Consider the following 26,150-nt stretch of genomic DNA (forward strand, 5'->3'; position numbering starts at 1 on the left):
CACGGGTGCGACAGTGACAAACCGGCGCGGCCCGGACCGCAGGTACTACACCCCGGCTAAACGCCGAATCCACGGCCGGGTCCTACGGTGGAGGGGACAACGACCCGCCCCCAGCCACCGCTGGGCGGTGCCCCAGCACACATTCGAAGGGCCGGGATTCGCATGACTTCCACCCACGCCTTCTGGCTCGCCGGCCGCCAGGCCACCGGCGAGGACAGCTTCGACGTCCACTCCCCGTGGGACGGCCGGCTGGTCGGCACGGTCAGCGTGCCCACCGACGCCCAGGTCGAAGAGGCCGTGGCCGCGGCGCACGCCGTGACGGCGGAGTTCTCCGCGAGCCCCGCCCACGTGCGCGCCGCCGCCCTGGACCACGTGTCCAAGCGGCTCGCCGAGCGCACGGAGGAGATCGCCCAGCTGATCTCCGCCGAGAACGGCAAGCCGATCAAGTGGGCCCGCGGTGAGGTCGGCCGTGCGGTGTCCGTGTTCCGTTTCGCCGCCGAAGAGGCCCGCCGCTTCAACGGCGGAGAGGCCCAGCGCCTCGACACCGACGCCGGTGGCGTCGGCCGTCTCGCCCTGACGCGCCGCTTCGTCAAGGGCCCGGTCCTCGGCATCGCGCCGTTCAACTTCCCGCTGAACCTGTGCGCCCACAAGGTGGCCCCGGCCATCGCCGTCGGCGCGCCGATCATCCTCAAGCCCGCTCCGGCCACGCCGCTGTCCGGCCTGATCCTGGGTGAGCTGCTCGCCGAGACCGACCTCCCGGCCGGCTCCTGGTCGGTCCTGCCGGTCGCGAACGAGAAGATGCCCGCCCTGGTCAAGGACGAGCGCCTCCCCGTCATCTCCTTCACCGGCTCCGACACCGTCGGCTACGCCATCCAGCAGTCCGTGCCGCACAAGCACTGCACGCTGGAGCTCGGCGGCAACGCCGCGGCCGTCGTCCTCGCCGACTGGGCCTCCGAGGCCGACCTCGACTGGGCCGCGACCCGTATCGCGACCTTCTCGAACTACCAGGCCGGCCAGTCCTGCATCTCGGTGCAGCGCGTGATCGCCGATGCCTCCGTCTACGACACCCTCGTCGACAAGGTCGTCGCGAAGGTCCAGGCGCAGGTCACCGGTGACCCGTCCGACTCCGCCACCGACGTCGGCCCCCTCGTCTCCGAGGACGCCGCCAAGCGCGTCGAGTCCTGGGTCGACGAGGCCGTGTCCGGCGGAGCCAAGCTGCTCACCGGTGGCAAGCGCGAAGGTGCCTCGTACGAGCCCACCGTCCTGGCGGACGTCCCGGCCGGCGTGAAGCTCGCCACCGAGGAGGTCTTCGGACCGGTACTGACGCTGCAGAAGGTCGAGGGCACCGACGAGGCCTTCGCCGCGGTGAACGACTCGAAGTTCGGTCTGCAGACCGGCGTCTTCACCCGCGACATCCAGACCGCGTTCCGCGCCCACCGTGAGCTCGAGGTCGGCGGCGTGGTCGTCGGCGACGCGCCGTCCTACCGCGCCGACCAGATGCCGTACGGCGGCGTCAAGCAGTCCGGTGTGGGCCGTGAGGGTGTCCGCTACGCGATGGATGACTACACGTACGAGCGAGTCCTGGTCCTGACCGGCCTCGACATCTGATCTCGTACGGCCAAAAAGCCGACGGCCGGAGCCCACTGTGCGGGGGCTCCGGCCGTTCCTCTTTTCCCGAGGGCGCGAACGGGGTACGACTCACAGGTAGCACCGGCTGGTAGTCCGGTGCACCACCCGACTCCGGCGGCGAGGTGAGCCCCCTCATGTCCGCAACACAACCCGTACAGCCCAAGGTGACCGAGCGCGAGGCACGGCAGGTCGCGGAAGCGGCCCGGGAGCAGGACTGGCGCAAGCCCAGCTTCGCCAAGGAGCTCTTCCTCGGCCGGCTGCGGCTGGACCTGATCCACCCCCATCCGCTGCCCGCCGACGAGGACGTCCGGCGCGGCGAGGCCTTCCTGGCCAGGCTGAGGGCCTTCTGCGAGACGCAGATCGACGGTGCGCGCATCGAGCGCGAGGCGAAGATCCCCGACGAGACCGTGCGCGGGCTGAAAGAGCTCGGCGCCCTCGGCATGAAGATCGAACCCAAGTACGGCGGCCTCGGCCTCACCCAGGTCTACTACAACAAGGCGCTCGCCCTCGTCGGCTCCGTCAGCCCGGCCATCGGCGCCCTGCTCTCCGCCCACCAGTCCATCGGCGTCCCCCAGCCGCTGAAGATCTTCGGTACGCAGGAGCAGAAGGACACCTACCTGCCGCGCTGCGCCACCACCGCCATCAGCGCCTTCCTGCTCACCGAGCCGGACGTGGGCTCCGACCCGGCGCGCCTGGCCACCACGGCGGTCCCGGACGGCGAGGACGCCTACCTCCTCGACGGCGTGAAGCTGTGGACCACCAACGGGGTCGTGGCCGACCTCCTCGTCGTCATGGCCCGCGTCCCCAAGAGCGAGAACCACCGCGGCGGGATCACCGCCTTCGTCGTGGAGGCCGATTCCCCGGGGATCACCGTCGAGCACCGCAACGCCTTCATGGGCCTGCGCGGCCTGGAGAACGGCGTCACGCGCTTCCACCAGGTCAAGGTGCCGGCGGCCCAGCGCATCGGCGCCGAGGGGGCCGGCCTCAAGATCGCGCTCACCACCCTCAACACCGGCCGGCTGTCGCTGCCCGCCATGTGCGTGGGCGCCGGGAAGTGGTGCCTGAAGATCGCCCGCGAGTGGTCCGGCGTACGCGAGCAGTGGGGCCGGCCCGTCGCGCGGCACGAGGCCGTGGGCGCCAAGATCTCCTTCATCGCCGCCACCACCTTCGCCCTCGAAGCGGTGGTCGACCTGGCCTCCCAGATGGCCGACGAGGACCGCAACGACATCCGCATCGAGGCTGCCCTCGCCAAGCTCTTCGGCTCCGAGATGGCCTGCCTGATGGCCGACGAGCTGGTCCAGATCCGCGGCGGCCGCGGCTTCGAGACGGCCGAGTCCCTGGCCGCCCGCGGCGAGCGCGCCGTGCCCGCCGAGCAGATGCTGCGCGACCTGCGGATCAACCGGATCTTCGAGGGCTCCACCGAAATCATGCACCTGCTGATCGCCCGTGAGGCCGTCGACGCCCACCTGTCGGTCGCGGGCGACCTCATCGACCCGGACAAGGCACTCGGCGACAAGGCGAAGGCGGGCGCCCGCGCCGCCGGGTTCTACGCCCGCTGGCTGCCCCAGCTGGCCGCCGGCGCCGGCCAGGTCCCCGGCACCTACCGGGCCTTCCACCCGAGCGGTCACCCCGACCTCGCCACCCACCTGCGCTATGTGGAGCGCTGTGCCCGCAAACTCGCCCGCTCGACCTTCTACGCGATGTCGCGATGGCAGGGCCGGATGGAGACCAAACAGGGCTTCCTCGGCCGGATCGTCGACATCGGCGCCGAGCTCTTCGCGATGAGCGCGGCCTGCGTCCGCGCCGAGCACCTGCGCGCCGACGGGGAACACGGCCGCGAGGCCTACCAGCTCGCCGACGTCTTCTGCCGGCAGTCCCGGATCCGCGTCGAGGAGCTCTTCGGCCGGCTCTGGTCCAACACCGACGAGATCGACCGCAAGGTCGTCGAGGGCGTCCTGTCCGGCACCTACACCTGGCTGGAGGAAGGCGTCATCGACCCCTCCGGTGACGGCCCCTGGATCGCGGACGCCGCACCCGGTCCCTCCACCCGGGAAAACGTGCACCGTCCCATCCGCTGACCTGCGATCATCACCGAACGTCGGACAGACGTACGAGGATGAGTACGCGTACCGGTACCCGTACGCGTACGAGCACGGGCAAGGCGGAACCAGCGATGCCGACGGCGGAAGACCGCAACAGCCGACGGCTGGCCTGGTGCGTGGCGCACCTCCTGCGCCACGCACCGGACCACGTCGTCGTCGACCTGATCGGCCGGCTCGACGCGCCGACCCGCAAATACCTGTGCCGCGACGAGTGGCTGTCGGCCTCGACCGTCACCCTGCTGCTGCGCCACGGCGACGAGGCGGACCGGCAGTTCGTCGCCCGCAACCCCCACGTCGTCGGACGGCCCCTGCCCGGGCTGCCCGGGCCGGCGCGGTACGCGGCCCGGCCGGGGCCCTCGCCGGAGCTGCTGGGGCAGGTCGGACCCGGGCCGTTCGCCCCCGGCGAGCTGATCGCGCTGCTGCGCCGCCACGGCCGCCGGCCCCGGATCCCCCTCACCTTGCTGCGGATGCCGCACGAGCCCCTCCACCCGCAGACGCTGCTCGCCGAGCACGCCCGTGCCCCGCTGCCGCCCGGCGCCGTCGAGGCCCTGCTGCTGGCCGGCGCACTGCCCCGGGAGACGTGCCAGGCACTGCTGGACGCAGGCCGGCAGGACACGTCACGGCGCCAGTGGCACCGGCCCGCCGTCCGCGCCGTCCGCATGGGGCTGCTCACCTTCGACGAGCTCGTCGCCCACGTGGCGCCCGCGCACCGGACCCTGCTGCTCGCGGACCTCCCCGAGAACACCGGCCTGCGCTGGTCCCTGCCCGAACGGACGGGGATGCGGACGGCCGTCGCCCGGGCGCTGCGCCCGCTGCGCGACGATCCCCGGCTGTGGGCGGAGCTGCTGCGCCACGCCCCCGGTTTCCGCGGCACCCTGCCGGTACTCGTGGCCCGGATCGTCCGCGGCACCCTGGACGGGTCAGCCGGCCCGCAGGCCGTCGACGGACTCCCCGCGGCGGTGGCCTCCCTGGCCCCGAGGGCCGCCGAGCCCGTCGGGGGAGTGGACCGCGAACTGGCTCTGGCGAGCCTCGCGGTGCCCGTGGACTCCGTCGAGGAGGACATCCGGTGGGTGCGGGACTGCCTGGCCCGCGGGCTGCTGACCGGCGAGGACGTGATCCGGCACAAGGCGCCCGCCTGCTGGGCGCTGGACGAGGACCACTGGCTGGGGGACGTGCACCACCCCGACCGCCACGACTGGGCCGAGCCGGTGCTCGCCGCGCGGGCGGAGGCCGACCGGCTGTTCGCCGTGTCCATCGGCGCCGATCCGGACGCCTGGTGGCGGGTCGCCGTCACCCTCCCGGACTTCGCCGGAACGCTCCCGCACCTTCTCCTGCGGGTCACGGAAGGGGGCTCCGTGTCGGGCCGCTCCTGACTTCCGGCAACAATGGGGGGCATGAGCGACCGCCCAGCCCCCCTCGCCGATCCGCACCTCCTCTTCGACCCCGCGGCCGGCCCCCGGGACATCGTCATCCTCGGCTCCACCGGGTCCATCGGCACCCAGGCCATCGACCTCGTCCTGCGCAACCCGGACCGGTTCCGGGTGACCGCGCTGTCCGCCGCCGGCGGGCGCGTCGGGCTGCTGGCCGAGCAGGCCAGGCTGCTGCGGGTCAAGACGGTGGCCGTCGCCCGCGAGGACGTCGTACCGGCCCTGAAAGAGGCGCTGAGCGCCCAGTACGGCGCCACCGAGCCGCTGCCCGAGATCCTGGCCGGGCCCGACGCGGCGGCCGAGCTCGCCGCCTCCGAGTGCCACACCGTCCTCAACGGCATCACGGGTTCCATCGGCCTCGCGCCCACCCTCGCCGCCCTGCGGGCGGGCCGGACCCTGGCCCTGGCCAACAAGGAGTCGCTGATCGTCGGCGGCCCGCTGGTCAAGGCCCTGGCGAAGCCGGGCCAGATCATCCCGGTGGACTCCGAGCACGCGGCGCTGTTCCAGGCGCTCGCCGCCGGCACCCGGGCCGACGTGCGCAAGCTCGTGGTCACCGCCTCCGGCGGGCCCTTCCGCGGCCGCACCCGCGAGGAGCTGGCGGGGGTCACGGTCAAGGACGCGCTCGCGCACCCCACCTGGGCCATGGGCCCGGTGATCACGGTGAACAGCGCCACCCTCGTCAACAAGGGGCTGGAGGTCATCGAGGCGCACCTGCTCTACGACATCCCCTTCGACCGCATCGAGGTCGTGGTCCACCCGCAGTCCTACGTGCACTCGATGGTCGAGTTCACGGACGGCTCCACGCTCGCCCAGGCCACCCCGCCGGACATGCGCGGCCCCATCGCGATCGGCCTCGGCTGGCCCCAGCGGATCCCGGACGCGGCCCCCGCGTTCGACTGGACCAAGGCGTCCACCTGGGAGTTCTTCCCGCTGGACACCGAGGCCTTCCCCTCGGTGGGCCTCGCCCGGCACGTGGGCACGCTCGGCGGCACGGCCCCGGCCGTGTTCAACGCGGCCAACGAGGAGTGCGTCGAGGCGTTCCTGGCAGGTCGGCTGCCGTTCACAGCAATCATGGATACCGTCTCTGCCGTGGTCGATGAGCACGGGACGCCGGAGTCGGGAACTTCCCTGACGGTCCAGGACGTCCTCGAAGCAGAGGTCTGGGCCAGGGCCCGGGCGCGGGAGATGGCGGCTCGGGCCGCCGTGGAGGCGAGCGCATGACACTACTGATGACGGTGCTCGGGGTCGTGATCTTCGCGTTCGGCCTGCTGGTCTCCATCGCCTGGCACGAGCTGGGGCACCTCTCCACGGCCAAGATCTTCGGCATCCGGGTGCCGCAGTACATGGTGGGCTTCGGGCCGACCATCTGGTCGCGGAGGAAGGGCGAGACCGAGTACGGGATCAAGGCCATCCCGATGGGCGGCTACATCCGCATGATCGGGATGTTCCCGCCCGGCGAGGACGGCAAGGTCACCGCCCGTTCGACGTCGCCGTTCCGGTCGATGATCGAGGACGCGCGCTCGGCCGCGTACGAGGAGCTCCAGCCCGGTGACGAGAGCCGGCTCTTCTACACGCGCAAGCCGTGGAAGCGCGTGATTGTGATGTTCGCCGGCCCGTTCATGAACCTGGTCCTGGCCGTGGCGATCTTCCTCACCACGCTCATGACCTTCGGGCTGAACACGCAGACCACCGTGGTCGGCTCGGTCTCGGACTGCGTCATCCAGCAGAGCGAGAAGCGCGACAAGTGCGTCGCGGGCGACCCGGCCGCCCCCGCCAAGGCGGCCGGGCTGCAGCAGAAGGACAAGATCGTCGCCTTCAACGGGCGCCCGGTCCAGGACTGGTCCGCGCTCCAGAAGGACATCCGCGCCACCGTCGGCCCCGCCGTCATCACCGTCGAGCGGGCCGGCCAGCGGATCGACCTGAAGGCGAACCTGATCGAGAACAAGGTCGCCAAGACCGACGGCAGCGGCAACTACGTCAAGGACCAGTACGTCACCGCGGGCTTCCTCGGCTTCGCCCCCGCCTCCGGCTACGTCCCGCAGTCCTTCGGCCAGTCCGTCACGCGCATGGGCGACATGATGCAGAGCGGCGTGGAGTCGCTGATCGCCCTGCCCTCCAAGGTCCCGGACCTGTGGGACGCGGCGTTCAACGGGGCCGAGCGCAAGCAGGACAGCCCGATGGGCGTCGTCGGCGCGGCGCGGGTCAGCGGTGAGATCTTCACCCTCGACATCCCCGCCCAGCACCAGCTGGTGTTCTTCCTCAACCTGCTGGCCGGCTTCAACCTCTCGCTGTTCCTGTTCAACATGCTGCCGCTGCTCCCGCTCGACGGCGGGCACATCGCCGGCGCCCTGTGGGAGTCGGTCCGGCGCAATGTGGCACGGGTGTTCAGGCGCCCCGACCCCGGCCCGTTCGACGTGGCCAAGCTGATGCCCGTCGCGTACGTGGTGGCGGGGCTCTTCATCTGCTTCACGCTGCTGGTGATGGTGGCGGACGTGGTGAACCCGATCAAGATCACCTAGCCCGTCCGGGGCATTGCCCCAGACGTACCGGAGCCGGGCACGCATCGTGCCCGGCTCCCTACGTTCGGGTGGCTCGCCCCCCGGGATGCATGGGCCGCGTGCTGGTTGGCGTAATCTCGAAACCTGGAGCCCGCCGATCTCGGCACCTTGATCCACACCTTGGGGTTGTACAGCAGATGACTGCCATCTCTCTCGGAATGCCGGCCGTGCCGACGAAGCTTGCCGACCGCAGGGTCAGCCGCAAGATTCAGGTCGGGTCGGTGGCCGTCGGCGGCGACGCACCCATCTCGGTGCAGTCGATGACCACGACCCGCACCTCCGACGTCGGCGCCACGCTCCAGCAGATCGCCGAGCTGACCGCTTCCGGATGCAACATCGTCCGCGTGGCCTGCCCGACCCAGGACGACGCCGACGCCCTCGCCGTCATCGCGAAGAAGTCGCAGATCCCGGTCATCGCCGACATCCACTTCCAGCCGAAGTACGTGTTCGCCGCGATCGACGCCGGCTGCGCCGCCGTCCGCGTGAACCCGGGCAACATCAAGCAGTTCGACGACAAGGTCAAGGAGATCGCGCACGCCGCCAAGGCCGCGGGCACCCCGATCCGGATCGGCGTCAACGCGGGCTCGCTCGACGCCCGGCTGCTGAGGAAGTACGGCAAGGCCACCCCCGAGGCGCTGGTCGAGTCCGCGCTGTGGGAGGCCTCCCTCTTCGAGGAGCACGGCTTCGGCGACATCAAGATCTCGGTCAAGCACAACGACCCGGTCGTCATGGTCAACGCCTACCGCCAGCTGGCCGCCGCCTGCGACTATCCGCTGCACCTCGGCGTCACCGAGGCCGGCCCCGCCTTCCAGGGCACCATCAAGTCCGCCGTCGCCTTCGGCGCGCTGCTCTCCGAGGGCATCGGCGACACCATCCGCGTCTCCCTCTCCGCGCCGCCGGTCGAGGAGGTCAAGGTCGGCAACCAGATCCTGGAGTCGCTGAACCTCAAGCCGCGCCGCCTGGAGATCGTCTCCTGCCCGTCCTGCGGCCGGGCCCAGGTGGACGTCTACAAGCTGGCCGAGGAGGTCACGGCGGGCCTGGAGGGCATGGAGGTCCCGCTGCGCGTCGCGGTCATGGGCTGCGTCGTCAACGGCCCCGGCGAGGCCCGCGAGGCCGACCTCGGCGTCGCCTCCGGCAACGGCAAGGGCCAGATCTTCGTGAAGGGCGAGGTCATCAAGACGGTCCCCGAGTCGAAGATCGTGGAGACCCTCATCGAAGAGGCCATGAAGATCGCCGAGCAGATGGAGAAGGACGGCGTGATGTCGGGCGAGCCGACGGTCGCCATCGGCGTCTGACGCCCGCGAACTTCCGCCCCGGCCCCGTTCCCGCAGCTCGCGGGCCGGGGCCGGGGCTCTTTCGTGACCTGGGGGACCGGGCATCCTCCGGCCCTGCCGGGTACAGTGCGGAGATCAGCAGACTTGCACGGTGAGGCCCCAGTGTTGACGCAGACCACCACCCGGGTCCTTGAGCCCAGTGATCTCGACGCCGCCCTCGAAGTCCTCGGACGCGAGCCGGTCGAGAACGCCTTCGTCACCTCCCGGGTCCAGGTCGCCGGACTCGACCCCTGGCGCCTGGGCGGCGAGATGTGGGGCTGGTACGCCGACGGCGAGCTGCGCTCCCTCTGCTACGCGGGTGCCAACCTGGTCCCCGTCTGCGCCGAACCCGACGCCGTACGCGCCTTCGCCGACCGCGCCCGCCGCACGGGCCGCCGCTGCTCCTCCATCGTCGGCCCCGCCGAGGCCACCCGGCTGCTGTGGCAGCTCCTGGAGCCCACCTGGGGACCGGCCCGCGACGTGCGCTCCCACCAGCCCCTCATGGTCATGGAGGGCCCGTCCGCCGCGGTCGAGGCCGACCCGCTGGTCCGCCGGATCCGCAAGGACGAGATGGACCTGATCATGCCCGCCTGCGTGGCCATGTTCACCGAGGAAGTCGGCATCTCGCCGATGGCCGGCGACGGCGGGCTGCTCTACCAGGCCCGGGTCGCCGAACTCGTCGGCAGCGGCCGCTCGTTCGCCCGCGTCGAGGACGGCCGGATCGTATTCAAGGCGGAGATCGGCGCCGCCACCTCCCGCGCCTGCCAGATCCAGGGCGTGTGGGTGGACCCCGAGTTCCGCGGCCGCGGCCACTCCGAGACCGGGATGGCCGCCGTCGTCGCCTACGCGCTGCGGGACGTCGCGCCGGTCGTCAGCCTCTACGTGAACGACTTCAACACCGCCGCGCGGGCCTCGTACCGCCGGGTCGGCTTCCGCGAGGTCGGCGCCTTCATGAGCGTGCTCTTCTGAATCCGCAGGAGACCTTGCCGACGGCATACCGGCATGCCCCTACCGCGCAGTAAGGTCGCCGCATGCTGCCTTCCGGAGTCCGCATCGGCCCGCTCGACCTCGCCGCCCGCGTGGACGAGGCCCTGCGCGTGCAGGCCGTCGCCTTCGGCCTCAGCGAGGACGAGGTCGGCATCCGGAGATACATCGTCCAGCGCCACATGACCTGCAAGGGCGCCCGCGCCCTCGGGGCCTTCGCCGAGGACGGCGCGCTCACCGGCTTCGTCTACGGGATGCCGAACGACCGGACGCACTGGTGGTCCACGATCGTCGAGCCCTACCTCCGGGCCGGCGGCCACGACGACTGGCTCGACGACTCCTTCGTGATCACCGAGCTGCACGTCCACCCCGGATTCCAGGGCCACGGCGTCGGCCGCGCGCTGATCACCGACATCACCGACAGCGCCGCCGAACCGCGCTCGATCCTCTCCGCCATCGACACCGACAGCCCCGCCCGCGGGCTCTACCGGGCCCTCGGCTACAAGGACCTCGCCCGCCAGGTCCACTTCCCGAGCGCGAGCCTCCCGTACGCCGTCATGGGAGCCCCGCTGCCCCTGCTGCGGCCCTGAGAAACGGTTTCCGCCGCCCGCGCGGCCGCCGGTAACCTCCGGGCATGTCTACGCAACACGTGCAGCGCATGTCCCGCCTCATGGCCAAGACCCTCCGCGAGGACCCGGCCGACGCCGAGACCCTCAGCCACCGGATGCTGGTCCGCGCCGGATACGTCCGGCGCAGCTCGGCCGGGGTGTGGACGTGGCTGCCGCTCGGCAAGCGGGTCCTGGACAACGTCTCGCGCGTCGTCCGCGAGGAGATGGACGCGATCGGCGCCCAGGAGGTGCTGCTCCCGGCGCTGCTGCCGAAGGAGCCGTACGAGGTCAGCGGACGCTGGTCGGAGTACGGGGACCTGCTGTTCCGGCTCAAGGACCGCAAGGGCGCGGACTACCTGCTCGGCCCCACCCACGAGGAGATCTTCACCCTGGTGGTGAAGGACCAGTGCACCTCGTACAAGGACCTGCCGGTCATGCTGTACCAGATCCAGACCAAGTACCGCGACGAGGCGCGGCCCCGGTCGGGGGTGCTGCGCGGGCGCGAGTTCCAGATGAAGGACTCGTACTCCTTCGACGTGTCCGACGAGGGTCTCGAAGAGTCGTACCGCCTCCACCGCGAGGCCTACGTCCGCATCTTCGAGCGTCTCGGCCTGGACCACCGCATCGTGTCGGCGGTGTCGGGGGCGATGGGCGGCTCGGCGTCCGAGGAGTTCCTGGCCCCGGCGGAGGCCGGCGAGGACACCTTCGTGGACTGCCCGTCCTGCGACTACGCCGCCAACACCGAGGCCGTGACGTTCGCCCTCGCCCCGGTGTCCGCTCAGCACCCGGCACCGGAGGAGGTGGACACCCCGGACACCCCGACCATCGAATCCCTGGCCGCGCAGCTGGGGGTGCCCGCCTCGGCGACCCTGAAGAACCTCCTCGTGAAGGTCGACGGCGAGATCGTGGCGGTCGGCGTGCCCGGAGACCGCGAGGTGGACCTCGGCAAGCTCGGCGAGCACCTGGCGCCGGCGGTCGTCGAGCTCGTCACGGCCGAGGACTTCGAGGGCCGGCCCGACCTCGTACGCGGCTACGTGGGCCCGCAGGGCCTGGAGAACGTCCGCTACCTGGCCGACCCCCGCGTGGCGCCGGGCACGGCGTGGATCACCGGCGCCAACCGGGTGGACACCCACGTCCGCAACGTGGTCTGCGGCCGGGACTTCGAAGTGGACCAGTACCTGGACGTGGTCGTCGTGGAGCCGGGCGACCCCTGCCCGACCTGCGGGGCGGGCCTGCGGCTCGACCGGGCGATCGAGATCGGGCACATCTTCCAGCTGGGCCGCAAGTACGCCGACGCGTTCGGGCTGGACGTGCTGGGCCGCGAGGGCAAGCCGGTGCGGGTCACGATGGGCTCGTACGGCATCGGGGTCTCCCGCGCGGTGGCCGCGCTGGCCGAGCAGACGGCGGACGCGCGCGGACTGAACTGGCCGGCTGCGGTGGCCCCGGCGGACGTCCACGTGGTGGCGGCGGGCAAGGCCGTGCCGCTGGCGCTGGCGGAGCAGGCGGCGTCGGCGCTCGCGTCCTCGGGTCTGCGCGTCCTGCTGGACGACCGCCCCGGCCTGTCCCCGGGCGTGAAGCTCACGGACGCCGAGCTGATCGGCGTCCCGTGGATCCTGGTCGCGGGCCGCCGCTCGGCCGAGTCGGTGGTCGAACTCCAGCACCGCGCCTCGGGCACCCGTGAGGAGCTCCCCCTCACCGAGGCGCTGGCCCGCCTGACGTAACGGGGCGGCGCCGCCCTCAGCGGCCTCGGGGAAGTGGGGCACGTCCCCGCGCCGCTCCCCCAGCTACCGCTGGGAGGTGCCCCCAGGCACGGCGCCTCGCCGCGTTGTCGCAGTAGCCGAGTGCGTCCAGTACAAGGGCACTGCTCCGCCTTGCGATGCACCGCACCGGACGACGCGGAAACGCACCCCACTTCCCCGAGGCCGCTTAGCCGCACGGCTCGTCGGTGCCCGACGGGGGCGGCGGCGAGCCGTCCAGGGACAGCCCTGTGGGCGGGCCGGTCACCGCACGGGGAGCCTCGGCGTCGCCCAAGGGGGGCGCGGAGGGGGCCTGAGCGTCCGGCGCGGAACCGGGGGCGGCCGGGGCCTGGCCCCCCTCCGCGCCCGTCGCCGCCGACGGCGTGGCGCGCTCCAGGAAGCGCAGGAGCTCCACGGGGAAGGGGAGGACCAGCGTCGAGTTCTTCTCCGCCGCCACCGCGACCACCGTCTGCAGCAGGCGCAGCTGCAGCGCCGCCGGCTGCTCCGACATGACCTCCGCCGCCTCGGCCAGCTTGTGCGAGGCCTGGAGCTCCGCGTCCGCGTTGATCACACGGGCCCGCCGCTCCCGGTCCGCCTCCGCCTGCCGGGCCATCGACCGCTTCATCGTCTCCGGCAGGGACACGTCCTTGATCTCGACCCGGTCGATCTGCACGCCCCAGCCCACGGCCGGGCTGTCGATCATCAGCTCCAGGCCCTGGTTGAGCATCTCCCGGTTCGACAGCAGGTCGTCCAGGTCCGATTTGCCGATGATCGACCTGAGCGAGGTCTGCGCCATCTGCGAGACGGCGAACCGGTAGTCCTCCACCGCCACGATCGCGTTCGCCGGGTCGACGACCTTGAAGTACACGACCGCGTCCACGCGCACCGTGACGTTGTCCCGCGTGATGCCCTCCTGCGCGGGCACCGGAAGCGTCACGATCTGCATGTTCACTTTTCTGAGCCGGTCGATCCCGGGCACGATCATCGCGAAGCCGGGCGGCCGGATCTCCTGGCGCAGCCTGCCGAAGCGGAAAACCAGGCCGCGCTCGTACTGCTTCACCACCCGGGCCGCGGCGCCCACGTAGACCGCGACGCCCACACCCACGGCGACCGCCGCTGTCAGCAGTTCTTCGACCATGACGGCCCCCTGCCGGACTGACGTACCTATCTAAACGGTATGCCCTACAGCCAGGCCGCGAACTCCAGCAGCAGCTCGGCGTCCCGTCGCCGCCCGGCGGCCAGCGCCCGGTTCCCCGACTCCACCGCCCGGAACACCGTCCAGCCCCGGAGCCGGTCCCGGTCCACCTCCAGGGCGTCGGCCAGCTTGTTCACCCGGCGCCGGGCGCCCGCCGCCCCCGCCGAGGTGGCCATCTGGTCCTCCAGCCGGTCCCGGACCAGCCGCGCCAGGTCGTACGCGCGCTCGCCGACCAGCGGGTCCGGGCCCACCGTCAGCCACGGGGCACGCTCGCCGGCGAGGACCTTGCCCTGCCGGAAGTTCCCGTGCAGCAGCAGCTCCTCCGGCGGGCCCGCGACCAGCTCGTCGCGCACCGCCAGCGCCGTGTCGGCCAGCGCCCTGACGTCCGCCGGGGCCGCCTTCAGCGCCACCGACTGCCGCTCGGACCGCTCCGCCACCGTCTCCCAGACGTGCCCGGCCGGCGGCGCCACCCACAGCCTGCGCAGCGTGCCGCTGGCCTCCAGCAGCGCCTTCGCCTCCGGCAGCGACCGCAACGAGACCTCCGGGTGCAGCCGTTCCAGCAGCAGCGCTCCGTCCTCCTCGTGGTACCGCGAATCGAGGACCCGTACGGCCCCGAAACCGCCCCAGTGCGCCAGCGCGGCCAGCTCCCGGTCGGGCCGGGCGTGCGGGGGAGCCAGTTTCAGAGCGGCCGGGGTCCCGTCGGCGTACCGGACGAGGACGACCAGACTGCTGCGGCCGCCCGGGGCCTGCACCCGCTGGGCCTGTACCCCACGCCGGTCCAGCGCGGCCTCGGTGATCCGGGGCAACTGGCTCAGCCAGTCCGCGTCCTGCGCCGATTCCGGCATCTCGCCGAGCGCCCGTACAAGCCGCTGCGGCGGTTCGAAAGCCATGCGTGCGTGGTCCCTTTCAGCTGTGCTGGGCCCGTCGTGCCACTTCAGCGCTTTTCCGTGAGCCCAGGGAAGGCTACGCCGACACCACGCCAGCGTGCCGCGCGCACGGCCGCGGCGCTCAGCGCGTCGGCCGCCATGCGGCGCAGCGGGCCCTGTGCCGCCCGCACCAGGTCGGAGTACGCGCCCGCCACCCGGTCCTCGATCTCGGCGGCCAGCCGCTCGGCCTCGGCGGGGGTGCGGACCTCGAACGGCAGGGCGTACGCCGCCTCCGACGGCCGGGGCGCGCCGCCGAGCTCCCGCACGGTCCGGGCGAGCGCGTCGCGCCGCGCGAGGTGGCCGGAGTACGCCTCGCGGGCCTCCGTCGCGCGTGCCCCGGTGGTCCGGGCGCCGATCACCCCGTAGCCGTACGCGGCCGCGTGCTCGGCGGCCAGTGCGGCCTGCGCCGCTTCCAGGGCCTGGCCGGCGGTGGTGGGTTCGGGCTTCACGGCTTGGCTCCGGGGGTCGAGGTCAGCAGGTACGCGTGTACGGCGCCGCAGGCGGCCACCGAGGCCAGCAGCCGGGCCAGCTCCCCCGGGGCGCCGGCCAGGTCGATGGTGCGGGTCTCCGACAGGCTGCGCTCGGCGTCCGCGAGGGCGGTCAGGGCCTCGGCGGGCTTGGGCGCCACGGGCTCCCCGCTCGGCGCGGGAGCGGCCGCCCCCGTACCGCCGGACGGGGACGCCGAAGCGGACCGGGACGGTGCGCCCGCCGGGGCGGGGGACAGCGCCGCGGCGTGCGCGGCGACCGCGGTGCGCAGCGGGGCGAGCCGCTCCGCCAGGTCCGGATGGGCGGCGACGGTGGCGTCGTAACGTTCCAGCAGCCGCTCACTGTCACGAACGGCCGCTTCCCGCATCCGCTGTTCGAGTGAAATCCCGGAAGCGGTGTCGGGCGAACCGGCGGCGGAGCACCCGCTGAGCAGCGCGGCGCCGCCCGCGCCGGCGGCTCCTGCGAGCAGGCTCCGGCGCGAGGGCCTCGGTGGCAGAGTCCAGGGCACGGCGACGTCCTCGGGGGTGATGGCGGGGCAGGGTGTGATCACGGTACCCGGGGCCCCGTCCACAGGGCTGACGGCAACACCCTCCGCGACCGGATACCCTTTGACCTGACACACGACGGAAACCACAACAGCACACGCGGCCGAGGAGTCACCCGGATGAGCACCACCCAGAGCGACAGGCTGCGCGGATTGCTGGAGCCGCTCGTCGCCGCCAAGGGCCTGGACCTCGAAGAGATCGAGACGTCCCGGGCGGGCAAGCGCCGGATGCTGCGCATCATCGTGGACTCCGACGAGGGCGTGGAGCTGGACGCGTGTGCCGAGCTGAGTCGCGAGGTGTCCGACCTGCTCGACGAGACCGACGTCATGGGCGAGGACGAGTACGTCCTCGAAGTGAGCTCGCCGGGTGCTGACCGCCCGCTGACCGAGCACCGTCACTACGTACGGGCGATCGGCCGCCTCGTGAAGTTCCAGCTGGCCGAGAGCGGGGAACTGATCGCCCGCGTTCTCGACGTCGACGACGAGGGACTGGACCTCGAAGTCCCGGGCGTGAAGGGCCGCAAGGCGACCGCCCGCCGTATTGCTTTCACCGACATCGCCAAGGCGCGTGTCGAGATCGAGTTCAGCCGCAAGGACAAGAAGGAAGAGGAGGCGTAGTCGTGGACATCGACATGAGTGCCCTGCGGGGTCTGGTCCGGGAGAAGGAGATCTCCTTCGACCTGCTCGTCGAGGCGATCGAGTCGGCCCTCCTCATCGCGTACCACCGGACCGACGGGAGCTTCCGCCGCGCCCGCGTCGTGCTGGACCGCACCAACGGTCACGTGGTCGTGTGGGCGACGGAAGACCCGAGGGACCTCGAAGAGGGCCAGGAACCGAAGGAGTTCGACGACACCCCGTCGGACTTCGGCCGGATCGCCGCGACGACCGCCAAGCAGGTGATCCTGCAGCGTCTGCGCGACGCCGAGGACGACCTGACCTTCGGCGAGTTCGCAGGCCGTGAGGGCGACGTCATCACCGGCGTCGTCCAGCAGGGCAAGGACCCCAAGAACGTCCTCGTCGACATCGGCAAGCTGGAGGCCATCCTGCCCGTGCAGGAGCAGGTCCCCGGTGAGGAGTACACGCACGGTCTGCGCCTGAAGGCGTACGTCGTGCGCGTGGCGAAGGGCGTCCGCGGTCCGTCCGTGACGCTGTCGCGCACCCACCCCAACCTCGTGAAGAAGCTCTTCCAGCTGGAGGTCCCGGAGATCGCCGACGGCAGCGTCGAGATCTCCGCGATCGCCCGTGAGGCCGGTCACCGCACCAAGATCGCCGTACGGTCCACCCGCTCGGGCCTGAACCCCAAGGGCGCCTGCATCGGCCCGATGGGCAGCCGTGTGCGCAACGTGATGGCCGAGCTGCACGGCGAGAAGATCGACATCGTCGACTGGTCGGACGACCCGGCGGAGATGGTCGCGAACGCGCTGTCACCCGCCCGGGTGAGCCAGGTCGAGGTCGTCGACTGGGACACCCGCTCCGCCCGGGTGACCGTGCCCGACTACCAGCTGTCGCTGGCCATCGGCAAGGAGGGCCAGAACGCCCGCCTCGCCGCGCGGCTCACCGGCTGGCGCATCGACATCCGTCCCGACACCGAGCAGCCTTCGGACGGCGGCGGGGAATAAACCGGTACCGCCCGGGGCTACCCGGGCGGTAGACAGGGACCACGAAGGGCCTTACACCGGCCCTGTGGATCACCACAACACAACAGCCGTTCGATTTTCGCCCGGAACCTGTCGGGGGAGGGTCGGTGCGGGGAGGTAGACTTAGGCGTGTCTGGCCGGACGCAAGCCCGCGCATGCCCCGAACGAACCTGTGTGGGGTGTCGGGAGCGAGCGGCCAAGAGCGATCTGCTGCGCATCGTGGCGATCGAGGACGAATGCGTCCCCGATCATCGCGGTACGCTGCCCGGCCGGGGTGCGTATGTGCACCCTGCCGTGGTCTGCCTCGACCAGGCGGTCCGCCGCCGGGCGTTCCCCCGGGCCCTGCGGTCCGCCGGAGCGCTCGACACGACGGAACTGCGCAATGTCCTGGCCGGTCAGGCCGAGGCGACACCGTAAGACGTAGAACGGCACGGATACCCCGTGCGGTCAGGTACCTCGCGAGTTGGAAGTAGGTCGAGATTGCGATGAGCACTCGATGAGTACGCGATGAGTACGCCCATGAAGTAGCAACGGTCCGGCGTAACCCGGACCTAAAAGGAGCGAAGTGGCTAAGGTCCGGGTATACGAACTCGCCAAGGAGTTCGGAGTTGAGAGCAAGGTCGTCATGGCCAAGCTCCAGGAACTCGGTGAGTTCGTCCGTTCGGCGTCCTCGACGATCGAGGCGCCGGTTGTACGCAAGTTGACTGACGCACTGCAGGGGCCCGGCGGCAACGCCGGCAAGTCCGCTGCGAAGCCGGGTGCGCCCCGCAAGGCTGCCCCCGCCAAGCCCGGGGCTCCGACCCCGGGTGCCGCACGTCCCGCTGCGCCGAAGCCCGGCGCACCGGCCCCCAAGCCGGTCGTCGCGGAGGCTCCGGCCGCCGCAGCGCCCGCCCCGGTGACTCCGGCCGCCTCCGGCCCGCGTCCCGGTCCGAAGGCTCCGGCCGCCCCGAAGCCCGCTCCGGCGGCGCCCGTGGCGACCGAGTTCTCCGCGCCTCCGGCGGCTCCGGCCGCTCCGGCGCGCACCGAGCGTCCCGCCGCGGCTCCCGGCCCCCGTCCGGCGCAGCAGCGTCCGGCGGCCCAGGGCGGCCAGGCCGGTGCCCGTCCCGGCGCCCCGCGCCCGGCCGGCGCCACTCCCGGTGCCCAGGCCCCGCGCCCCGGTGGCGCGGCCCCGCGTCCGCAGGGCGCCCGTCCGGCGGGTCCCCGCCCGGGCAACAACCCGTTCACCTCTGGTGGCTCCACCGGCATGGCGCGCCCGCAGGCGCCCCGTCCGGCCGGCGCGCCCCGTCCCGGTGCCCCCGGCGCCGGTGGCGGCCAGGGTGCTCCCCGCCCGCAGGGCGGTCCCGGCGGCGCTCCGCGTCCGCAGGGCCAGGGCGCCGGTCGCCCGACCCCCGGCGGCATGCCCCGTCCGCAGGGCGGCGCCCCCCGTCCGGGTGGTGCTCCCGGTGGTAACCGTCCGAACCCGGGCATGATGCCGCAGCGTCCCGCTGCCGGTGGTCCCGGTCCCCGTCCCGGTGGCGGCCCCGGTGGCCGTGGTCCCGGTGCGGGCGGTCCGCGTCCCGGTGGCGCCGGTCGTCCCGGCGGCGGCGGCTTCGCCGGCCGTCCGGCCGGTCCCGGCTCGCGTCCCGCGGGTGGCGGCGGCTTCGGCGGCCCGCGTCCCGGTGGCGGCGGCTTCGGCGGCGGTCCGGCCGGTGCCGGTGGCGGCGGTCGTCCCGGCTTCGGCGGGCGTCCCGGTGGTCCCGGTGCCCGTGGTGGCACGCAGGGTGCCTTCGGCCGTCCCGGTGGTCCGGCCCGTCGTGGCCGCAAGTCCAAGCGTCAGAGGCGCCAGGAGTACGAGGCCATGCAGGCCCCGTCCGTCGGCGGCGTGATGCTGCCCCGCGGTGGCGGCGAGACCGTTCGCCTGTCGCGCGGTGCGTCCCTCACCGACTTCGCGGAGAAGATCAACGCCAACCCGGCGTCGCTCGTCGCCGTGATGATGAACCTCGGCGAGATGGTCACTGCCACGCAGTCCGTCTCCGACGAGACGCTCGAGATGCTGGCCGGCGAGATGAACTACGTCGTCCAGATCGTCAGCCCGGAGGAAGAGGACCGCGAGCTCCTCGAGGGCTTCGACATCGAGTTCGGCGAGGACGAGGGCGGCGAGGAATACCTCATGCCGCGTCCGCCGGTCGTGACCGTCATGGGTCACGTCGACCACGGTAAGACCCGACTGCTCGACGCCATCCGCAAGACGAACGTCGTTGCGGGCGAGGCCGGCGGCATCACGCAGCACATCGGTGCGTACCAGGTCAGCGCCCAGGTCAACGACGAAGACCGCAAGATCACCTTCATCGACACCCCGGGTCACGAGGCGTTCACCGCCATGCGTGCCCGTGGTGCCAAGTCGACCGACATCGCGATCCTCGTGGTCGCGGCCAACGACGGCGTCATGCCGCAGACGATCGAGGCGCTCAACCACGCCAAGGCCGCCGGCGTCCCGATCGTCGTCGCGGTCAACAAGATCGACGTCGAGGGTGCCGACCCGGTCAAGGTGCGCGGTCAGCTCACCGAGTTCGGTCTGGTCGCCGAGGAGTACGGCGGCGACACGATGTTCGTCGACATCTCCGCCAAGCAGGGTCTGCACATCGACTCCCTGCTCGAGGCCGTCGTCCTCACCGCCGACGCCTCGCTCGACCTGCGCGCCAACCCGGAGCAGGACGCTCAGGGTATTGCGATCGAGTCCCACCTCGACCGCGGCCGCGGTGCCGTCGCCACCGTCCTCGTCCAGCGCGGTACCCTCCGCGTCGGCGACACGATGGTCGTGGGCGACGCCTACGGCCGAGTGCGCGCCATGCTCGACGACAAGGGCAACAACGTCGAGGAAGCGGGTCCGTCGACCCCCGTCCTGGTCCTGGGTCTCACCAACGTCCCCGGCGCCGGCGACAACTTCCTCGTCGTCGACGAGGACCGCACGGCCCGTCAGATCGCCGAGAAGCGTGCTGCGCGTGAGCGCAACGCCAACTTCGCCAAGCGCGTCCGCCGGGTGTCCCTGGAAGACCTCGACTCGGTCCTCAAGGCCGGTCTGGTCCAGGAACTCAACCTCATCATCAAGGGCGACGCGTCCGGTGCGGTCGAGGCCCTCGAGTCCTCGCTGCTCCAGCTCGACGTCGGTGAAGAGGTCGACATCCGCGTCCTGCACCGCGGTGTGGGTGCGGTCACCGAGTCCGACATCTCGCTGGCGATGGGCTCCGACGCCATCGTCATCGGTTACAACGTCCGTGCGGCCGGCCGTGCCGCGCAGATGGCGGACCGCGAGGGCGTCGACGTCCGCTACTACTCGGTGATCTACCAGGCCATCGAGGAGATCGAGGCGGCCCTGAAGGGTCTCCTCAAGCCGGAGTACGAAGAGGTCGAGCTCGGCACGGCGGAGGTCCGCGAGATCTTCCGCTCGTCCAAGCTGGGCAACATCGCCGGTGTCCTCATCCGGTCCGGCGAGGTCAAGCGCAACACCAAGGCGCGGCTCCTGCGCGATGGCAAGGTCATCGCCGAGAGCCTCACCATCTCCGGTCTGCGCCGCTTCAAGGACGACGTCACCGAGATTCGCGAAGGCTTCGAGGGCGGTATCAACCTCGGCAGCTACAACGACATCAAGATCGACGACGTCATCGCGACGTACGAGATGCGCGAGAAGCCCCGCGCGTAAGCGCGAGGCGGTTCGCACCGTGTCGTAACTCGTAACACCGGGGCCGGTCGACGGAATATCCGTCGATCGGCCCCGGCCGTTGCGTGTACGGTTCTGGTGACCCTGCCGAGCGACGGCCGGCAGGCCACCGAACCCGCACCGGCGGGATATCCGGAACTGCATGTACGTGGGGACTCTGTCCTTCGATCTGCTCCTCGGCGACGTCCACTCGCTGAAGGAGAAACGCTCCGTAGTCCGGCCCATCGTGGCTGAGCTCCAACGCAAGTTCTCCGTGAGCGCGGCTGAAGTGGGCGACCAGGACCTGCACCGCAGGGCCCGTATAGGGGTCGCTCTGGTGAGTGGGGACACGGGGTTCCTCTCGGACGTACTCGACCGCTGCGAGCGGCTGGTCGCGGCACGTCCGGAAGTGGAGCTGCTGTCCGTACGACGGCGCCTCCACGGTGATGAAGACTGATAGCAAGACATAAGAAGGAGACGGACCAGTGGCCGACAATGCGCGGGCGAAGAAGCTGGCGGACCTCATCCGGGAGGTGGTGGCCGAGAAGCTGCTGCGCGGTGTCAAGGACCCCCGCCTCGGTACGCACGTGACCATCACGGACACCCGGGTCACCGGCGACCTGCGGGAGGCCACGGTCTTCTACACGGTCTACGGCGACGACGAGGACCGGGCCAGTGCGGCAGCGGGCCTGGAGAGCGCCAAGGGCGTACTGCGCTCGGCGGTCGGCCGGGCGGCGGGAACCAAGTTCACGCCCACCCTGACCTTCGTGGCGGACGCCCTCCCGGAGACCGCCAAGACGATCGAGGACCTCCTCGACAAGGCACGCTCATCCGACGCCCAGGTACGCGAGGTCTCGTCCGGCGCCCAGTACGCCGGCGACGCCGACCCGTACAAGAAGCCGGGCGAGGACGACGACGAGGACGCAGCCGCGGAATGAGCAGCAACGCAGGGAAGACTCCGGACGGCCTTGTCATTGTCGACAAGCCGTCCGGCTTCACTTCGCACGACGTGGTCGCCAAGATGCGCGGGATCGCCAAGACCCGCCGCGTGGGCCACGCCGGCACGCTCGACCCGATGGCGACGGGCGTGCTGGTCCTGGGCGTCGAGAAGGCCACCAAGCTCCTGGGTCACCTCGCGCTCACGGAGAAGGAGTACCTCGGCACGATCCGGCTGGGCCAGAACACCCTGACGGACGACGCCGAGGGCGAGATCACCTTCTCCACGGACGCCGCCGGGGTCACCCGGGAGGCCGTGGACGCGGGCATCGCCAAGCTGACCGGCGAGATCATGCAGGTCCCGTCGAAGGTCAGCGCCATCAAGATCAAGGGCGTGCGCTCCTACAAGCGCGCCCGCGACGGCGAGGACTTCGAGATCCCGGCCCGCCCGGTGACCATCTCGTCGTTCCAGGTGTACGACATGCGGGACGCGGAGGCCGAGGACGGGACCAAGGTCGTCGACCTCGTCGTCTCCGTGGTCTGCTCCAGTGGTACGTACATTCGCGCGCTCGCCCGTGACCTGGGCGCCGACCTGGGTGTCGGCGGCCACCTGACCGCGCTGCGGCGCACCCGGGTGGGCCCGTACAAGATCGACCGGGCGCGCACGCTGGACCAGCTCCAGGAGGAGCTGACCGTCATGCCGATCGGCGAGGCGGCGGCCGCGGCCTTCCCGCGCTGGGACCTGGACGCCCGGCGCGCCTCGCTGCTCGCCAACGGCGTGCGGATCGACATGCCGGAGGAGTACCCGGCCGGCCGGACCGTCGCGGTCTTCGGGCCGCAGGGGAACCTGCTCGGGCTCGTGGAGAGCAAGGGCGGCAAGGCGAAGGCCCTCGCGGTCTTCGCCTGACCACGCGCCGCCCTGGTCTGCCGACGTGGAGCGGTGAGCGCACATGCATGGCCGCTCACCGCTCCACGACCCCCCTCGGGTAGGTCTCTATCCACCCGGACCCTCGTATTCACCCGTCCGAGCAGGCGCTTGGAGTGAATGGAGGGAGCGTAAGGGGGCGCGTTCACCTCGCGTGCTTTTCGTGCTGATCTTCACCTGCCTACCGTCATGAGCACGGGGCGTTGCGGGGGAGTGGTGCGGCCATGGCGGAGCTCGTCACAATCTGCGATCCGGCCGGGCGGGCGCGCGGCAGCGGATTCGTCGCCGACGACCGCGGGACGGTGGTCACCGGTCACGAGGCCGTCGACGGCCTCGGCCGGGTGGTGCTCCACGGGCCCGGCCAGGGCGGCCGCACCTGGCTGGCCGAGGCGGGGGACGTGACCGTACTGCCGGGGCTCGCGCTGGCACTCGTACGCACCGACGGGCTCGGGGTGCGGCCGCTGCCGGTGGCGATGCGCGAGGCGATCGCTCCGGGAACGTACGTACGGCTGCCCGCGCGGGGATGGCGGCAGGCGCGGGTGCTGGGGGGCGCGGAGGTCACCTACCCGGCGGCGGACCGGCGGCACGCCGTGCCCCCGGGCGCGGCGGTCGAGCTGGCGATCGGCACGGACGGGCGGGACGCGCTGAGCCTGGGCGGGGAGGCCTGCGGGGGACCGGTCCTCGACGCGCGGACCGGAGCGGTGCTCGCGGTACTGGGCACCGCTCTGCGCGCGGAACACCGGTCCGGCGGCTTCGCGGTCGCCCTGCGGGCGGCGGCCGCAGCCGACCCGGCCGGCCAGCTGGCCGCGCTGCTGGAACGCAACGCCGCGACCGTGCCGGCGTACGGGCCGGACCTGAACCTCGCCGGGGTCCTCGAACTGACCGGGACCACCCTGGGCGCGGCCCTGCCCCCGGGCGAGGCCGAGCCCGGCTGCGAAACCGTCGGGCGACCGGGGACCGCGGCCGAACTGGAGGCCTTCACGGCGGGGGACCGCCTTGTCCTCGGCCTGGTGGGAGCCCCCGGCACGGGTCGCACCACGGCGCTGGCGGCCCTGGCCGTACGCCGGGCACGCGCGGCCCGTCCCGCACCGACGGTGTGGCTGCGCGGGGCGGACCTGCACGGCGGGGACGCCTCGGTGGCCGACGCGGTGACGCGGGCGCTGGTCTCGGCGGCCCGGACCGCGTCCGCCGGGGGACCGGACGTCCTGGTGGACCGATCCGCGGCCGACACGGACGCCGAGCAGGCGGCGCGGGTCGCGGACGCGGCCGGGCGGGCTCTGCTCGTGGTGCTCGACGCCCCCGAGGAGATGCCCCCGGAGCTCGCGCACCGCCTGGGACCCTGGACCGACGCGACCGTCGGGTGGCTGCGCGCGACGGGGGCCCGGCTGGCCGTCGCCGCCCGGCCCGAGCACTGGGAGCGGGCCGGCGCCCTCTGCCCGCCCGAGGTGCTGTACGCCCCCGCCCGCCCGTCCCGGCGGATGCCGCCCGCCCTCCCGCTCGGCGACCTCACCCCCGCCGAGGCCGGGGCCGCCCGGGCCCGGTTCGGCATCCCCGAGGGCTCCGTCCGGGAGTCCGACGCCGGGCACCCGCTCACCCTGCGCCTGCTCGCAGGGATCCGCGCGGCCGGGGTCACGGCCGGGTGCCCCGGCCGCGACGAGGTCTTCGCCGCCCACCTGGACCTCCTGTGCCTGCGCGCCGCCGTCCGCATCGCCGCCGCCCGGGCCGGAGCGGACCGGGTGCACGGCCCCGGCGCCAGGCGGCTCGCGGCGCGCGTGGCTGGCCGGGTCCACGAGGCCGCACGGCGCTGTCTGGGACCCGGGCAGGGATCGCTGGACCGGGCCACCTTCGAGGAACTGTTCCCGTGGCGCACCGGCTGGGCCTGCGCCGTGCTCACCGAGGGGCTGCTGGTGCCCGCCGGGCCCGGCTACCGCTTCGCCCACGAGGCGTTGTCCGACTGGATCCAGGCCGGCCACCTGGACGTCCCCACCGCCCTCGACTCCCTCGTCCACCGGCCCGCCCGGCCGGGCGGGCCGGTGGCCCGGCACCGGATCGGGCCTGTCCTGGAGGCCTTGCGCCGACTGCCCGCGGACGCCCTGCACGGGGAGCTCATGCGGCTGGTCCACCGCCTCAACGATTTCGCCGAGGCCGCCGCCGCAGCCGCAACGGACGCCGGACCCGCCGCCGCAGCGGCCGATGCCGGGCCCGGACCCGATGCCGACCGGACCTGGTGGGCCGCCCGGCTGCTGCGCGAGAGCTTGCTCCGGGCCCCCGACGCCCACCCCCACCTCCCCGTCCTGCACGCCCTCGCGGAGCACGTGGCCCGCGCCGGCCCGGGCGAGTTCGGCGGCCGGTTCTGGAACCGGCTCCGGCTGCCCGAGCCCGACCGCCTCGACCTGCTGCGCCGGCTGCTCCCCGCCGACCCCGCCGAGGCGGTCCCCGGCGACCGCTACCTCGACGCCGCCGCCCGCCGGCTCGCCCGGAACCCGCGGCTCGCGCAGCCCCTGCTCTGCGCCTGGTTCACCGACGGGCGGCGGCTGCGCGGGCGCCCCGGAGCCACCGTCGCCACCGCCGCCCAGGCACTGCTGCACACCCACCGCCGCCTCGCCCTCGACGACCTCACCGAGGCACTCGTCACCGCCGCGCACCCCCGCGCCGACGAACTGCTCCGCGTACTCGCCGAGGAGGAGCCCGCCGCCCTGTGCCGGGCCGTGGACCGCTGGGCGCACGACGAACGGCCCGCGCGGCGCGCCGCGGCCGCCGCCTACGGGACGGCCACCGCCCCGTACGTGCGGACCCCCGCCGACCGGGAGCTGCTGCGCTACGCCGCCCAGGCGCTGCTGGCCCGCCCCGCCGACGCCGCTCTGCACGGCAGCGCCTTGGCCGTGCTGTTGCGCGACCCGCAGGCCCGCGGCCGCTACCTGCCCGACGCCCTCGCCTGCTTCCGGGCCCCCGAACACGGTTGTCGGCTGCCCGCCGCGGCGCTGGTCGCGGCCCTGCCCGTACTGCCCGACCCGGACGCGGTGTTCGACGCGCTGCGGGCCCGGGCCGACGGGGAGGTGGTGCGCGCCCTGGCCGCGTTGACCACCCCCGGGCTGGCCCGGCGCGCGGCCGACCTCGTACGCGACCTCCTGGCATGCCGGCCCGAGGACGCCCCGCACGCCGCGGCCTTCGTCGACCGGCGCCTGGAGCAGGGCGCGGCCGCCGCACCCGTGCTGCGCCCGCTGGTCCTGGACCTGCTGCGGTCCGCCCCGGCGCCGGTACGGGCCGAACTGGCCGTCGTACTGGCCACGCCGGGCGGGAAGGCCTCGTACGCGCTGCGCGGCGAGCTGGCCGGCGTACTGCTGCGCGAGGAGACCGACCCGCGGGTGCTCGACGCGTTCCGTGGAGCCGCCGCGGCCTGTGCCGCCGCCCGCCCGGAAGACCACTTCGGCAGGGCGGCCGCGGATGTGACGTGACGATATGGCGCGG

At 72.7% G+C, this 26,150-nt stretch carries 21 protein-coding genes; 17 read left to right on the top strand and 4 right to left on the bottom strand.

Annotated features, from left to right (window positions below; all coding sequences use genetic code 11):
- Positions 1-162: 162 nt before the first annotated feature.
- The 9 genes from OG737_RS22515 to OG737_RS22555 all read left to right on the top strand — a co-directional run bounded on the left by OG737_RS22515 (position 163) and on the right by OG737_RS22555 (position 12,342).
- A complete protein-coding gene (locus tag OG737_RS22515) occupies positions 163-1,608 on the top strand; it encodes an aldehyde dehydrogenase family protein (protein ID WP_328927928.1) in 1,446 nt (481 codons plus the stop codon).
- 155 nt (positions 1,609-1,763) lie between these two features.
- On the top strand, positions 1,764-3,707 hold the full coding sequence (locus OG737_RS22520) for an acyl-CoA dehydrogenase family protein (RefSeq protein WP_328927929.1): 1,944 nt from the start codon (positions 1,764-1,766) through the stop codon (positions 3,705-3,707).
- Between the two features lie 95 nt (positions 3,708-3,802).
- Positions 3,803-5,104 (top strand): hypothetical protein, encoded by a 1,302-nt coding sequence (locus OG737_RS22525; protein WP_405921905.1) that lies wholly within the window; start codon positions 3,803-3,805, stop codon positions 5,102-5,104.
- A gap of 21 nt (positions 5,105-5,125) precedes the next feature.
- On the top strand, positions 5,126-6,379 hold the full coding sequence (dxr, locus tag OG737_RS22530) for a 1-deoxy-D-xylulose-5-phosphate reductoisomerase (RefSeq protein ID WP_328927931.1): 1,254 nt from the start codon (positions 5,126-5,128) through the stop codon (positions 6,377-6,379).
- Entirely contained in the window at positions 6,376-7,677 is a 1,302-nt protein-coding gene (locus tag OG737_RS22535; protein ID WP_328927932.1) for a site-2 protease family protein, read from the top strand. Before dxr ends, OG737_RS22535 begins: the two co-directional genes overlap by 4 nt.
- A 176-nt stretch (positions 7,678-7,853) precedes the next feature.
- Complete coding sequence (ispG, locus tag OG737_RS22540) at positions 7,854-9,011, top strand: flavodoxin-dependent (E)-4-hydroxy-3-methylbut-2-enyl-diphosphate synthase (RefSeq protein WP_328927933.1); 1,158 nt, start codon at positions 7,854-7,856, stop codon at positions 9,009-9,011.
- 141 nt (positions 9,012-9,152) lie between these two features.
- Positions 9,153-9,998, top strand: a complete 846-nt coding sequence (locus tag OG737_RS22545; protein WP_405921906.1) for a GNAT family N-acetyltransferase — start codon at positions 9,153-9,155, stop codon at positions 9,996-9,998.
- A 62-nt stretch (positions 9,999-10,060) separates the two neighbouring features.
- Positions 10,061-10,603 carry a GNAT family N-acetyltransferase gene (locus OG737_RS22550; RefSeq protein WP_328927935.1) on the top strand — a complete coding sequence of 181 codons (543 nt, stop codon included), beginning with the start codon at positions 10,061-10,063 and terminating at the stop codon, positions 10,601-10,603.
- Positions 10,604-10,647: 44 nt separating this feature from the next.
- On the top strand, positions 10,648-12,342 hold the full coding sequence (locus OG737_RS22555) for a proline--tRNA ligase (protein ID WP_328927936.1): 1,695 nt from the start codon (positions 10,648-10,650) through the stop codon (positions 12,340-12,342).
- 205 nt (positions 12,343-12,547) lie between these two features.
- On the opposite strand, the gene OG737_RS22560 is transcribed toward OG737_RS22555, so the two are convergent.
- The 4 genes from OG737_RS22560 to OG737_RS22575 are packed head-to-tail and all read right to left on the bottom strand — an operon-like array spanning position 12,548 to position 15,514.
- On the bottom strand, positions 12,548-13,495 hold the full coding sequence (locus tag OG737_RS22560; protein ID WP_328927937.1) for an SPFH domain-containing protein: 948 nt from the start codon (positions 13,493-13,495) through the stop codon (positions 12,548-12,550).
- 44 nt (positions 13,496-13,539) lie between these two features.
- Positions 13,540-14,442, bottom strand: coding sequence for an aminoglycoside phosphotransferase family protein (locus OG737_RS22565; protein WP_405921907.1), 903 nt, complete (start codon positions 14,440-14,442; stop codon positions 13,540-13,542).
- A gap of 44 nt (positions 14,443-14,486) precedes the next feature.
- Entirely contained in the window at positions 14,487-14,927 is a 441-nt protein-coding gene (locus OG737_RS22570) for a ferritin-like domain-containing protein (RefSeq protein WP_328927939.1), read from the bottom strand.
- Entirely contained in the window at positions 14,924-15,514 is a 591-nt protein-coding gene (locus OG737_RS22575) for a hypothetical protein (RefSeq protein ID WP_405921908.1), read from the bottom strand. The genes OG737_RS22570 and OG737_RS22575 overlap by 4 nt, the downstream gene beginning before the upstream one ends.
- A 114-nt stretch (positions 15,515-15,628) precedes the next feature.
- Here OG737_RS22575 and rimP point away from each other — a divergent pair, with 114 nt between their 5' ends.
- From rimP to OG737_RS22615, 8 genes are all read left to right on the top strand, one after another.
- Complete coding sequence (gene rimP, locus OG737_RS22580) at positions 15,629-16,126, top strand: ribosome maturation factor RimP (RefSeq protein WP_328927941.1); 498 nt, start codon at positions 15,629-15,631, stop codon at positions 16,124-16,126.
- A gap of 2 nt (positions 16,127-16,128) precedes the next feature.
- Complete coding sequence (gene nusA / locus OG737_RS22585; RefSeq protein ID WP_328927942.1) at positions 16,129-17,127, top strand: transcription termination factor NusA; 999 nt, start codon at positions 16,129-16,131, stop codon at positions 17,125-17,127.
- A 147-nt stretch (positions 17,128-17,274) separates the two neighbouring features.
- Positions 17,275-17,562, top strand: coding sequence for a YlxR family protein (locus OG737_RS22590; RefSeq protein ID WP_328927943.1), 288 nt, complete (start codon positions 17,275-17,277; stop codon positions 17,560-17,562).
- 148 nt (positions 17,563-17,710) lie between these two features.
- Positions 17,711-20,824: a translation initiation factor IF-2 gene (infB, locus tag OG737_RS22595; protein ID WP_328927944.1), complete on the top strand. Its 3,114-nt coding sequence runs from the start codon at positions 17,711-17,713 to the stop codon at positions 20,822-20,824.
- Between the two features lie 160 nt (positions 20,825-20,984).
- The gene (locus OG737_RS22600; protein ID WP_030161467.1) at positions 20,985-21,278 is read left to right on the top strand and encodes a DUF503 domain-containing protein; all 294 of its coding nucleotides are present in this window, start codon (positions 20,985-20,987) and stop codon (positions 21,276-21,278) included.
- A gap of 28 nt (positions 21,279-21,306) precedes the next feature.
- Positions 21,307-21,759, top strand: a complete 453-nt coding sequence (rbfA, locus tag OG737_RS22605; RefSeq protein WP_214941698.1) for a 30S ribosome-binding factor RbfA — start codon at positions 21,307-21,309, stop codon at positions 21,757-21,759.
- Positions 21,756-22,664 carry a tRNA pseudouridine(55) synthase TruB gene (gene truB / locus OG737_RS22610; RefSeq protein ID WP_405921909.1) on the top strand — a complete coding sequence of 303 codons (909 nt, stop codon included), beginning with the start codon at positions 21,756-21,758 and terminating at the stop codon, positions 22,662-22,664. The genes rbfA and truB overlap by 4 nt, the downstream gene beginning before the upstream one ends.
- A 242-nt stretch (positions 22,665-22,906) precedes the next feature.
- Positions 22,907-26,137, top strand: coding sequence for a serine protease (locus OG737_RS22615; protein ID WP_405921910.1), 3,231 nt, complete (start codon positions 22,907-22,909; stop codon positions 26,135-26,137).
- The last annotated feature ends 13 nt before the right edge of the window (positions 26,138-26,150 follow it).

The sequence above is a fragment of the Streptomyces sp. NBC_00122 genome (genome assembly GCF_045160845.1).
In the GTDB taxonomy this organism is placed as follows: Bacteria; Actinomycetota; Actinomycetes; order Streptomycetales; family Streptomycetaceae; genus Streptomyces.